Annotated in this window: 11 protein-coding genes; 4 read left to right on the plus strand and 7 right to left on the minus strand. The window is 60.5% G+C overall.

What is annotated here, in order from left to right:
* Positions 1-47: 47 nt before the first annotated feature.
* Positions 48-1,001: an adenosine deaminase gene (locus tag AC3WP7_RS24840; RefSeq protein ID WP_071491558.1), complete on the minus strand. Its 954-nt coding sequence runs from the start codon at positions 999-1,001 to the stop codon at positions 48-50.
* A gap of 194 nt (positions 1,002-1,195) precedes the next feature.
* On the opposite strand from AC3WP7_RS24840, the gene AC3WP7_RS24845 reads away from it, so the two are divergent.
* Positions 1,196-2,287, plus strand: coding sequence for a calcium:cation antiporter (locus AC3WP7_RS24845; protein ID WP_093514668.1), 1,092 nt, complete (start codon positions 1,196-1,198; stop codon positions 2,285-2,287).
* Here the strand turns inward: AC3WP7_RS24845 and AC3WP7_RS24850 are convergent, their stop codons facing one another.
* From AC3WP7_RS24850 to AC3WP7_RS24875, 6 genes are all read right to left on the minus strand, one after another.
* Positions 2,288-3,643, minus strand: coding sequence for an 8-oxoguanine deaminase (locus AC3WP7_RS24850; protein WP_102593075.1), 1,356 nt, complete (start codon positions 3,641-3,643; stop codon positions 2,288-2,290).
* Positions 3,644-3,789: 146 nt separating this feature from the next.
* Complete coding sequence (locus tag AC3WP7_RS24855) at positions 3,790-4,476, minus strand: SDR family oxidoreductase (protein WP_092250053.1); 687 nt, start codon at positions 4,474-4,476, stop codon at positions 3,790-3,792.
* Between the two features lie 34 nt (positions 4,477-4,510).
* A complete protein-coding gene (locus tag AC3WP7_RS24860) occupies positions 4,511-5,092 on the minus strand; it encodes an IMPACT family protein (protein WP_093128555.1) in 582 nt (193 codons plus the stop codon).
* A 12-nt stretch (positions 5,093-5,104) separates the two neighbouring features.
* Complete coding sequence (locus AC3WP7_RS24865) at positions 5,105-5,764, minus strand: TetR/AcrR family transcriptional regulator (protein ID WP_093128558.1); 660 nt, start codon at positions 5,762-5,764, stop codon at positions 5,105-5,107.
* 87 nt (positions 5,765-5,851) lie between these two features.
* Entirely contained in the window at positions 5,852-7,246 is a 1,395-nt protein-coding gene (locus AC3WP7_RS24870; protein WP_071491554.1) for a uracil-xanthine permease family protein, read from the minus strand.
* A gap of 80 nt (positions 7,247-7,326) precedes the next feature.
* Entirely contained in the window at positions 7,327-8,247 is a 921-nt protein-coding gene (locus tag AC3WP7_RS24875; protein WP_071491553.1) for a LysR family transcriptional regulator, read from the minus strand.
* 126 nt (positions 8,248-8,373) lie between these two features.
* On the opposite strand from AC3WP7_RS24875, the gene aptA reads away from it, so the two are divergent.
* The 3 genes from aptA to AC3WP7_RS24890 all read left to right on the plus strand — a co-directional run.
* A complete protein-coding gene (gene aptA / locus AC3WP7_RS24880; protein WP_102593076.1) occupies positions 8,374-9,723 on the plus strand; it encodes an omega-aminotransferase AptA in 1,350 nt (449 codons plus the stop codon).
* Positions 9,724-9,762: 39 nt separating this feature from the next.
* A complete protein-coding gene (locus tag AC3WP7_RS24885) occupies positions 9,763-11,256 on the plus strand; it encodes a CoA-acylating methylmalonate-semialdehyde dehydrogenase (protein ID WP_093530605.1) in 1,494 nt (497 codons plus the stop codon).
* A gap of 73 nt (positions 11,257-11,329) precedes the next feature.
* On the plus strand, positions 11,330-11,549 hold a 220-nt coding region (locus AC3WP7_RS24890; protein WP_492574136.1), incomplete at its 3' end, for a hypothetical protein.

Below are 11,549 nucleotides of genomic sequence, written 5' to 3' on the forward strand. Positions count from 1 at the left end.
TCCAGGCATTGACTGTGCAGGAGCCGGCAAGCCGGCTCCCACGGGTATTACGGTTTGACCAGTCGCGCATCCAGGCTGTTTTGCGCCAGGCGTCTGGCCTGGTCCTGGGTCATGCCCAGTGAGGTGTACAACGCGTGGAAGTTCTCGGTGACATAACCGCCGAAGTACGCCGGGTCATCCGAGTTCACGGTCACCTTCACGCCACGCTCGAGCATGTCGAGGATGTTGTGCTGGGCCATGTCGTCGAATACGCACAGCTTGGTGTTGGACAGCGGGCACACGGTCAGCGGGATCTGCTCGTCGATGATGCGCTGCATCAGGCGCTCGTCTTCGATGGCGCGTACGCCATGGTCGATACGCTGGATTTTCAGCAGGTCGATGGCTTCCCAGATGTACTCCGGCGGGCCTTCTTCACCGGCGTGGGCGACGGTGAGGAAGCCTTCGTGGCGGGCACGGTCGAACACACGCTGGAATTTGCTTGGCGGGTGACCCATTTCCGAGCTGTCCAGGCCCACGGCCACGAACGCGTCGCGGAACGGCAGGGCTTGGTCGAGGGTTTTTTCGGCTTCGGCTTCGCTCAGGTGGCGCAGGAAGCTGAGGATCAAGCCGCTGGTGATCCCCAGTTGCTGCTCGCCATCTTTCAGCGCCGCAGCGATGCCGTTGAGTACCACTTCGAACGGTATGCCACGGTCGGTGTGGGTTTGCGGGTCGAAGAAGGGTTCAGTGTGGATCACGTTCTGCGCTTTGCAGCGCAGCAGATAGGCCCAGGTCAGGTCGTAGAAATCCTGGGAAGTGCGCAGCACGTCGGCGCCCTTGTAATACAGGTCGAGGAATTCCTGCAGGTTGTTGAAGGCGTAGGCCTTGCGCAGGGTTTCGACGTCGTTCCACGGCAGCGCAATCTTGTTGCGCTCGGCCAGCGCGAACAGCAACTCCGGCTCCAGCGAGCCTTCCAGGTGCAGGTGCAGTTCAGCCTTGGGCAGGGCGTTGAGCCAATCGTACATTTTCTAAATTCTCATCAGGTGCAATGAAGGCATTCTACAGGCCATGGCTGAAATAATCGGCAAAACCTGACCAGCAGGATTGCTTTCGTTGCATTCACGCAAGGGCCTTGTGAACTAAGGTGTAACGAAACGTTAGCGGCTTGGCGCAGTCTGTACCCCATCAATGACTGATTTGCCGTACTAAAAGGCCCGGAATGCTCACATCCCTCAAGCAAGAAAAATTCATGCTGCTGGCGCTGATTGCCGCCATCGCTGCCTATCCGCTGGAGCACTGGATGCTCCATAGTGGCCAAATCACGGCGCTGCTGGCCGGTGTGGTGCTGATCGGCTTTATCGTGGTGGCGTCGATGCGCGTGGCCCATCACGCCGAGCAGCTCGCGGAAAAAGTCGGCGATCCCTACGGCACCATGATCCTCACCCTCGCCGCCGTGCTGGTGGAAGTGGTGATCCTGGCGATCATGATGAGCAATGAGCCATCGCCCACCCTGGTGCGCGACACCATCTATTCTGCGGTGATGCTCGACATCAACGGGATCCTCGGCCTGGCCGCGCTGATGGGCGGCATCAAGCATGGTGAACAGTCCTACAACGATGACTCGGCACGCACCTACAGCGTGATGATCCTCACCGCCATGGGTGTGTCGATGGTGGTGCCGGAATTTATCCCCGAAGCCGACTGGAAAATCTATTCGGCCTTCACCATTGGCGCGATGGTGGTGTTGTACACCCTGTTCCTGCGTATGCAGGTTGGGCCGCACAGTTACTTCTTCAGCTACAGCTACCCGGAAAAGCGCCGCAAGAAACTGCCGGAAGAACAGGAAGCGCCGGCGGTCAACCTGGCGTTTTCCATTGGCACGCTGGTGTTTGGGGTGATAGTGATCGGTGCACTGGCCGAGGTGATGTCCAAGACCTTGGACCTGGGCCTGGAAGGCACAGGCGCGCCGCCGGTGATCACGGCGATCGTGGTCGCGGCCATTTCGGCGGCACCGGAGATTCTGACCGCGTTGCGGGCGGCGTTGGCGAACCGCATGCAGTCGGTGGTGAATATCGCGCTGGGTGCTTCGCTGTCGACGGTGATCCTGACGGTGCCGGTGATGGAGGCGATGGCGCTCTACACCGGGCAGCCGTTCCAGATGGCGATGACGCCGGTGCAGACCGTGATGGTATTTATCACGCTGATCGTCAGCGCGATCAACCTCAACGATGGCGAAACCAACGCCATCGAAGGGATGACCCATTTCGTGCTGTTTGCGACCTTTATCATGCTGTCGCTGTTGGGGTTGTAATCAGCCAGCGATCAACTGACGCGCAGCCTGGGTGTGATCGGCGATCAGGCCCTTGAGGTCCAGGCCTTCGACCTGGCCGTCGATCACGCGCCATTTGCCGCCGATCATTACCCGGTCCGCACGGTCGGCGCCGCACAACAGCAACGCCGAAATCGGATCATGGCTACCGGAGAAGCGCAGCTCGTCGAGCTTGAAAAGCGCCAGGTCGGCCTGCTTGCCTACGGCCAACTCACCGATATCCGTACGCCCCAGCAACTGCGCCGAACCTTTGGTCGCCCAACCCAGCACACCTTCCGGGGGGATCTTTTCCGCGCCGTAACGCAGGCGCTGGATGTACAAAGCCTGGCGCGCTTCAAGGATCATATTCGACGCGTCGTTGGACGCGGAACCGTCCACACCCAGGCCGATAGGCGCGCCGGCCGCGAGCAGGTCCAGGGTCGGGCAGATGCCGGACGCCAGGCGCATGTTCGAGCTTGGGCAATGGCAGATGCCGGTGCCGGCAGCGCCCAGGCGCGCGATTTCATCCGGGTTGAAGTGAATGCCATGGGCCAGCCAGGTGCTCGGACCGAGCCAGCCGACGCTGTCCAGGTAATCCACGGTACGCAGGCCGAAACGTTGCAGGCAGAAATCCTCCTCGTCGAGGGTTTCCGCCAGGTGGGTGTGCAGGCGCACATCCAGGCGATTGGCCAGTTCAGCGCTGGCTTCCATGATTTCCGGGGTGACGGAAAACGGCGAGCAGGGCGCCAGGGCAATCTGGATCTGCGCGCCGTCGCCACGCTGGTGGTATTCACGGATCAGGCGCTGGCTGTCTTCGAGGATGACCTGGCCCTGTTGCACCGTCTGTTGCGGCGGCAGGCCACCGTCGGCCTCGCCCAGGCTCATGGAACCGCGGGTCAGCATGGCGCGCATGCCCAATTCGCGCACGCTTTGCACTTGCACGTCGATAGCGTTTTCCAGGCCCTCGGGGAACAGGTAGTGGTGGTCTGCCGCCGTGGTGCAGCCCGAGAGCAGCAGTTCGGCCAACGCAACTTTACTGGCCAGTGCGAGTTTTTCCGGGGTGAGCCGTGCCCAGACCGGGTACAGGGTCTTCAACCAGGGAAACAACGGCTGATTGACCACCGGTGCCCAGGCGCGGGTCAGGGTTTGATAGAAGTGATGGTGGGTGTTGATCAGCCCCGGCAGGACCACATGTTCACGGGCATCGAACACCTGTGCGCAGGGCTGCGTGGGTTCTTGGCCCTGGGCCAGCACCTCGGTGATCACACCGTCCTGCAGCACCAGGCCGCCACGGGCGTCGAGGCCGTTGGCCGTGAAAATCGCGAGGGGTTTTTTTAACCAGATACGGGTCGCAGGCATTGGCCGGCTCCTCTGAATGATGGGTTCAGGTTTGCCAGCTCAGTGTTGCCCTGTCTGCTGATCCAGGGTCGCCCGTGAGGGCGAGGTGGGCAGTCTACGCGCGGATTGTTATCGACGGCAATCGGTCGATAACAATCCCGCACCGCTTACCAGGCGATGGTGTCGCCTTTGTAGTCGATGAAGTGATGGCCGCCTTTGCCGGTGTAGGCGTTCACCTGGTCAACCAGGCCGCGCACGCTGGTGTCGACATCGATATGGGCGTTTTCGCCGCCCATGTCAGTCTTCACCCAGCCCGGATGCAGCGACAGTACGGTCAGCTTGTGATCACCCAACTGAGTGATGAAGCTGTTGGTCATGGAGTTGAGTGCCGCCTTGCTGGCTTTGTACAGCGCCAGGTCCGAGCCGTCCGGGATGGTCACGCTGCCCAGCACCGAACTCATGAACGCCAGCACGCCAGTGTCCTTGCGGATCTGCCCGACGAAACGCTGGGCCAGGTTGATCGGCGCTACGGCATTGGTGAAAAACAGTTGGCCGACTTCGGCCAGGGTGGCGTGGCCCGGCTCCTGGTTGGCAGGGCCCTTGACGCCGGCGTTGACGAACAGCAGGTCGAAGGTGCTGGCCTTGAGGCGTTGGCTCAGGGCGATCACGGCTTGCTGATCGTCCATGTCGAGCTTCTCGATCTGTACCGGCCCAACGGCTTTCAGCGCATCGGCCTTGCTCGGGTCACGCACGGTGGCGGTCACCTCCCAGCCGTCCTGAAGCAGTTGCTTGACCAGGCCGAGGCCCAGGCCGCGGGAGGCGCCGATGATCAGTGCGGTTTTTGGCGTAGACATGAAAATCTTCCTTTAGCGTCGCGGTTCACGGAGTTCAGCGTTGTAGCAGGATACGCCCACGGCTGAGGTCGGCGAGTTGAATTTGCAGGGTGTCGATATGCGCTTGGCCCAAGGCCAGTTGCAGCTCGACGCCATTGGCGGTGAAGGTTTCTTCGACCACCAGCCCACCCAGTTCGGCGACTCGCAGTTTCACCAGGTTCAACTCGGCGAAGCCACAAGCGCAACTCAAGGGGACACGGCTGATCAGTTCGATGCGATCGGCGGTTTGCAGGCATTTGTTCGCTCCACCGCCATAGGCCCGGGCCAGACCGCCGGTGCCCAGCTGGATGCCGCCGTACCAGCGAATCACCAGCACCGCCACCTGATCGAAGCCCTGTGCCTCGATGGCCGCCAGGATCGGCCGCCCGGCGGTGCCGCCGGGTTCGCCATCGTCGTTGCTGCGGTATTGATCGGCCAGTTTCCAGGCCCAGCAGTTGTGCGTGGCGTTCAAGTCGCTGTGTTGCTCGAAAAACGCTTGGGCGTCTTGCGGGCTGGTGATCGGTGCGGCGAGGGTGATAAAGCGGCTTTTGCGTATTTCTTCGCGAAACTCGCAAAGGCCGGTGAGCGTGAAAGGCATAAGTCGCTTCGTTTAATGGGCGGGCTTGATGCCACAGCCCTTGAGGATGATATGGATCAGGTTAGTGCCGGCGTCTTCCATGTCCTGCTTGGTCAGCTTGGTGCGACCGGTGACGCGGCAGATCTGGGTGGCGAAGTCGGCGTAGTGCTGGGTGCTGCCCCACAGCAGGAAGATCAGGTGCACGGGGTCTATCGGGTCCATCTTGCCAGCGTCGATCCAGGCCTGGAACACGGCTGCCCGGCCGCTGAACCAGGCGCGGTAGTCCTGGCTGAAATATTCGGTGAGGCATTCGCCGCCGCTGATGATCTCCATCGCGAAGATTCGCGAAGCCTGGGGCTGGCGACGCGAGAACTCCATCTTGGTGCGGATGTAGCGGGTGAGCGCCACGGCCGGGTCATCTTCGGCGGTCAGCGTGTTGAAGGTGCTGTCCCACAGCTCGAGGATATTGCTGAGCACCGCGATATACAGGCCCAGCTTGTTGGTGAAGTAGTAATGCAAGTTGGCCTTGGGCAGCCCGGCACTGGCCGCGATGGTGTTCATGCTGGTGCCTTTGTAGCCATGGCGCGCGAACTCGTCTTCAGCCGCCTGCAGAATCGCTTGTTCGTTCTTTTGCCGAATGCGGCTGGCGGGCTTACCGGCGTGGGTGCTGTGGGCAGGAACTTCGAGGCTCATGGAGGTTTCCGTGCTGATCGATTGAGACGACGTGTGCACAGATAACCCACCCTCAAGCCTCAGACAAGTCCTGATGCAATAAAACCGTCAAAGCGGTTCCAGGCTGTCGCTTTCCGGTGCTTTGTTTGCGGCAGCGCTGGGGGCCTTGCTTTCGGGCAGCAACAGGCACAACACGATGGCCGTCAGCCCGCCGCTGGTGATGGCGGAGTCAAACAGGTTCTGCACCAGCGTCGGCATCAGATGCAGCAGGTTCGGTTGGGCGGCGATGCCCAGGCCGACGCCAAACGAAGTGGCGATGATCAGCATGCTGCGCCGGTCCAGCGGTGCCTGGGCGAGGATGCGCACGCCAGCAGCGGCCACACTGCCGAACATCACCAGGGTGGCGCCGCCCAACACCGGCTTGGGGATTTGTTGCAGCACGGCGCCAATCATTGGAAACAGACCGAGACAAAACAGCACCGCGCCGATGTAGAGGCCAACGTAGCGGCTGGCCACGCCGGTGAGTTGGATTACACCATTGTTCTGCGCGAAGGTGGTGTTGGGGAAGGCGCTGAAGGTGGCGGCGATCATGCAGCTCACGCCATCACCGAGTACGCCGCCCTTGAGTCTGCCTATATAAGAAGGGCCGCTGATGGGTTGGCGGGCAATCATGCAGTTGGCGGTGAGGTCGCCAACGGTTTCGATGCTGCTGATCAGATAAATAAGCGCGATCGGTAGGAACGCGCTCCAGTCGAAGTTGAAACCAAAGCGGAACGGGATCGGCAGGCTGACCAGCGGCAGATCTGGCAGGGCTTGAGGCACCAGTTTGCCACTGAACCAGGCGGCCAGGCTGCCGAGGGCGAGGCCGATGATGATGGCCGAGAGGCGCACCCAAGGTGTATTCGAGCGGTTGAGCAGAATGATCGTCAACACCACGAACAGGCCCAGCGCCAGGTTGGTCGGCGCGCCGAAGTCGGCGGCATTGAAGCCGCCGCCGAGGTCGGTGATACCGACTTTGATCAAGCTGATGCCGATCAGGGTGATGACGATTCCGGTGACCAGAGGCGTGATGACTCGGCGCAGCTGCCCGATGAAGCGGCTCAACACGATCTGCACCACGGCGCCGAAAAAGCACACGCCGAAGATCATCGCCATGATGTCTTCCGGGCTGCCGCCGCGTTGTTTTACCAGGAAACCTGCCGACAGCACCGCGCCGAGAAACGCGAAGCTGGTGCCTTGCAGGCAGATCATCCCGGCGCCTATGCCGAAGGGCCTGCGCGCCTGGATGAAGGTGCCGACACCGGAGACCATCAGCGCCATGCTGATCAGGTAGGGCAAATGGGCGGTGAGGCCCAGGGCGGAGCCGATGATCAGCGGCGGGGTGATGATGCCGACAAATGCGGCAAGTACATGTTGCAGGGCGGCGAGTAAGGCAGGTCCGGGTTTCGGGCGGTCGTTGAGCCCGTAGATAAGATCGCTGCTGTTGGACGTTTCTGGTGACATGGCGGGCAAACTCAAGGTCTATGTACTTGGGCTGTTGCAAAAAGCTGTCCAACTGCTCAGCTTTTAGCTGCGAGGCCGAGTTAGCGGGTTGCCGCGAGACTTTCCAGGAAGCTTTCCAGCACCAAATGGGGGCGCCGGCCTTTGCGCGTGACCGATGCGAGGCTTAAATCGTAAAAACGCGTAGCCGGTTTCAGCGCACGCAGTCGGCCTTGTTGTACCCAAAGGCTCGCGTAGTGGTCGGGCAGGTAGCCGATGTAACGGCCGGTGAGGATCAGGAACGCCATGCCTTCGCGGTCGGAGGCGCTGGCCGTGCAGTTGAGCGCCTGGTAATGGGCCTGGATTTCGGCGGGCAGGCGGAAGGTCGGGGCGATGGCGTCCTGGGCGTCAATGCGTGCATCTTCCAGTTGCTTGTTGTCGGCATAGAACAACGGGTGGCCGACCGCGCAGTAGAGCAATGAACGTTCACTGTACAGCGGCTGGTATTCCAACCCCGACAAGGCGCTGGCCTGGGGCACCACGCCCACATGCAAGCGGCCATCGAGCACGCCTTGTTCGACTTCGTTGGGGGCGATCATACGGATCTGGATCTGCACGTCCGGCCCGCGCTCCTTCAGTTGTGCGAGCGCGTGGGTGATGCGCATGTGGGGCAGGGTGACGAGGTTGTCGGTGAGGCCGATGATCAACTCGCCACGCAAGTGCTGGTGCAGGCCGTTGACCTCGGTGCGAAAGCTTTCCAGGGCACTCAGCAGTTGCAGGGCCGACTGGTAGACCTCGCGGCCCTCTTCGGTCAGGGAGAAGCCGGCGCGGCCGCGTTGGCACAGTCTCAATCCGAGGCGTTGCTCCAGGTCGCTCATTTGCTGGCTGATCGCCGAGCGCCCGATGCCCAGCACGGTTTCCGCCGCGGAGAAGCCGCCGCACTCCACCACGCTGCGAAAGATGCGCAGCAGGCGGATATCGAAGTCGCTGACTTGGGCCAAGGGGTCGGGTCGACGGCTGCTCATAGTTTAGTGAAGGCCTGACTGAAGGTTAGAAGAGTTGGATTTCACCGACTTTATCGCCGTGGCAATTTAGCTGCAACAACGCTTTTTCAATCCCGACGCTGCCTTTTGCCCTGCGAGGTTTTGCTGATGAACATGCCCGAAAATGCCCCATCGTCCCTGGCCAGCCAATTGAAGCTGGACGCGCACTGGATGCCATACACCGCCAACCGAAACTTCCAGCGTGACCCGCGCCTGATCGTGGCCGCCGAAGGGAGCTGGTTGACCGATGACAAGGGCCGCAAGGTGTATGACTCGTTGTCGGGCCTGTGGACCTGTGGTGCCGGGCATACGCGCAAGGAAATCCAGGACGCGGTCGCCAAGCAGCTGGGCACGTTGGACTACTCGCCGGGCTTCCAGTACGGTCATCCATTGTCCTTCCAGTTGGCGGAAAAGATTACCGACCTGACCCCAGGCAACCTGAACCATGTGTTCTTCACCGACTCTGGCTCCGAGTGTGCCGATACGGCGGTGAAGATGGTGCGTGCGTACTGGCGCCTGAAGGGCCAGGCCACCAAGACCAAGATGATCGGTCGCGCCCGTGGTTATCACGGTGTGAACATTGCCGGTACCAGCCTGGGGGGCGTCAACGGCAACCGTAAGCTGTTTGGCCAGGGCTTGATGGACGTTGACCATTTGCCGCATACCTTGCTGGCAAGCAATGCCTTCTCCCGTGGCATGCCGGAGCAGGGCGGTATCGCGCTGGCAGACGAACTGCTCAAGCTGATCGAATTGCACGACGCGTCGAACATCGCTGCAGTGTTTGTCGAACCTATGGCCGGCTCCGCTGGCGTGCTGGTGCCGCCACAGGGTTATCTCAAGCGTCTGCGTGAGATCTGTGACCAGCACAATATCCTGCTGGTGTTCGATGAGGTGATCACCGGTTTCGGCCGTACCGGCTCGATGTTCGGTGCCGACAGCTTCGGCGTGACCCCGGACCTGATGTGCATCGCCAAGCAAGTCACCAACGGCGCGATCCCGATGGGCGCAGTGATTGCCAGCAGCGAGATCTACCAGACCTTCATGAACCAGGCGACGCCGGAGTACGCGGTGGAATTCCCCCACGGCTACACCTACTCGGCGCACCCGGTGGCCTGCGCGGCGGGCCTGGCGGCATTGGACCTGTTGCAGAAGGAAAACCTGGTGCAGAGCGTCGCTGAAGTCGCCCCGCACTTTGAGAATGCGCTGCATGGCTTGAAGGGCAGCAAGAACGTGATCGATATTCGCAACTACGGCCTGGCCGGCGCGATCCAGATTGCCCCGCGTGATGGTGATGCCATCGTGCGTCCATTCGAGGCCGGCATGGCTTTGTGGAAAGCGGGTTTCTACGTGCGCTTTGGCGGTGACACCCTGCAGTTCGGGCCAACCTTCAACAGCAAGCCGCAGGACCTGGATCGCCTGTTCGATGCGGTCGGCGAAGTGCTGAACAAGATCGACTGATTTCTCCTTCTATATAGAACAACTTTTCAGGAGCCCCGCATGAGCCTTATCCAGCATTTGATCAACGGTGAGTTGGTCAGTGATTCCGGCCGTAGTGCCGACGTGTACAACCCGTCGACCGGCCAAGTGATTCATCAAGTGCCGTTGGCCAGCCGTGAAACCATCCAGCAGGCGATCGACGCAGCCAAGGCGGCGTTCCCGGCCTGGCGTAATACTCCGCCGGCCAAGCGTGCCCAGGTGATGTTTCGTTTCAAGCAATTGCTGGAACAGAACGAAGCGCGCATTTCGCAACTGATCAGCGAAGAGCATGGCAAGACGCTGGAAGATGCCGCCGGTGAGTTGAAGCGTGGCATCGAGAACGTTGAGTACGCGTGTTCGGCACCAGAGATTCTGAAAGGCGAGTACAGCCGTAATGTAGGACCAAATATTGATGCATGGTCGGATTTCCAGCCGCTGGGCGTAGTGGCCGGTATTACCCCGTTCAACTTCCCGGCAATGGTGCCGCTGTGGATGTATCCGCTGGCGATCGTCTGCGGTAACTGTTTCATCCTGAAACCATCGGAGCGTGATCCGAGCTCGACATTGCTGATTGCACAACTGTTGCAGGAAGCCGGGCTGCCCAAAGGTGTGCTCAGCGTGGTGCACGGTGACAAGGGCGCGGTGGACGCGCTGATCGAGGCGCCGGAAGTGAAGGCGCTTAGCTTCGTGGGCTCGACGCCGATTGCCGAATACATCTACTCCGAGGCAACCAAGCGTGGCAAGCGCGTACAGGCATTGGGTGGGGCGAAGAACCACGCGGTGCTGATGCCGGATGCGGATCTGGATAACGCCGTCAGCGCTCTGATGGGTGCAGCATACGGTTCCTGCGGTGAGCGTTGCATGGCGATCTCGGTGGCGGTGTGCGTGGGCGACCAAGTGGCGGATGCGTTGATCGCCAAGCTGGTGCCGCAGGTCAAGGCACTGAAGATCGGGGCGGGGACGTCTTGTGGCCTGGATATGGGGCCGCTGGTGACTGGCCAGGCGCGGGATAAGGTCAGTGGCTATATAGAAGACGGTGTTTCTTCGGGTGCCAGGTTGGTGGTTGATGGGCGCGGACTGAGTGTTGCGGGCCATGAAGAAGGTTTCTTCCTGGGCGGTAGTCTGTTTGATCATGTGACGCCTGAAATGCGTATCTACAAAGAAGAGATCTTTGGGCCGGTGTTGTGTGTTGTGCGGGTGGATAGCCTGGAAGCGGCCATGCAACTGATCAACGACCATGAATACGGTAACGGTACGTGTATCTTCACCCGTGACGGTGAAGCGGCGCGTCTGTTCTGTGACGAGATTGAAGTGGGTATGGTGGGGGTGAATGTTCCATTGCCTGTGCCGGTGGCGTATCACAGTTTTGGTGGCTGGAAGCGTTCGCTGTTTGGCGATCTGCATGCCTACGGGCCGGATGGGGTGCGTTTCTATACTCGTCGCAAGGCGATTACCCAGCGTTGGCCGCAGCGGGCCAGTCATGAAGCCTCGCAATTTGCTTTCCCTAGTTTGTAAGTAGTGCAGAAAGCCGGCCCCTCGGGGCCGGCTTTTGCGTTTCTGGGAGTTTTTTGACCTGTGTGACAGAAATATGAAAAAAGGTGTTGACGGCAGATTCTGGAAGTCTATAATTCGCCCCACTTCCGGCGCAGTCGAAACGGAAAACTCCTTGGTAAACAAAGAGTTAAGCAGGATTCGACAGCGACTTGCTTCAGTTCATCGAAGCCCAGAAAGAGTTGATAGGGCAGTGTTGTCTGGCTCTATTAACGTTTCGATCTTCTCGGTCGAAAGCGGAGAAAAAGAGGTGTTGA

This window comes from Pseudomonas sp. FW305-3-2-15-C-LB1, from assembly GCF_058787615.1.

What these genes read in the sequence shown, in the direction of transcription:
- AC3WP7_RS24860 (WP_093128555.1), bottom strand. Translation starts at nt 5,092, where the DNA reads ATGCCTTTCACGCTCACCGGCCTTTGCGAGTTTCGCGAAGAAATACGC.
- aptA (WP_102593076.1), top strand. Translation starts at nt 8,374, where the DNA reads ATGAACATGCCCGAAAATGCCCCATCGTCCCTGGCCAGCCAATTGAAG.
- AC3WP7_RS24865 (WP_093128558.1), bottom strand. Translation starts at nt 5,764, where the DNA reads ATGAGCCTCGAAGTTCCTGCCCACAGCACCCACGCCGGTAAGCCCGCC.
- AC3WP7_RS24885 (WP_093530605.1), top strand. Translation starts at nt 9,763, where the DNA reads ATGAGCCTTATCCAGCATTTGATCAACGGTGAGTTGGTCAGTGATTCC.
- AC3WP7_RS24840 (WP_071491558.1), bottom strand. Translation starts at nt 1,001, where the DNA reads ATGTACGATTGGCTCAACGCCCTGCCCAAGGCTGAACTGCACCTGCAC.
- AC3WP7_RS24855 (WP_092250053.1), bottom strand. Translation starts at nt 4,476, where the DNA reads ATGTCTACGCCAAAAACCGCACTGATCATCGGCGCCTCCCGCGGCCTG.
- AC3WP7_RS24875 (WP_071491553.1), bottom strand. Translation starts at nt 8,247, where the DNA reads ATGAGCAGCCGTCGACCCGACCCCTTGGCCCAAGTCAGCGACTTCGAT.
- AC3WP7_RS24845 (WP_093514668.1), top strand. Translation starts at nt 1,196, where the DNA reads ATGCTCACATCCCTCAAGCAAGAAAAATTCATGCTGCTGGCGCTGATT.
- AC3WP7_RS24870 (WP_071491554.1), bottom strand. Translation starts at nt 7,246, where the DNA reads ATGTCACCAGAAACGTCCAACAGCAGCGATCTTATCTACGGGCTCAAC.
- AC3WP7_RS24850 (WP_102593075.1), bottom strand. Translation starts at nt 3,643, where the DNA reads ATGCCTGCGACCCGTATCTGGTTAAAAAAACCCCTCGCGATTTTCACG.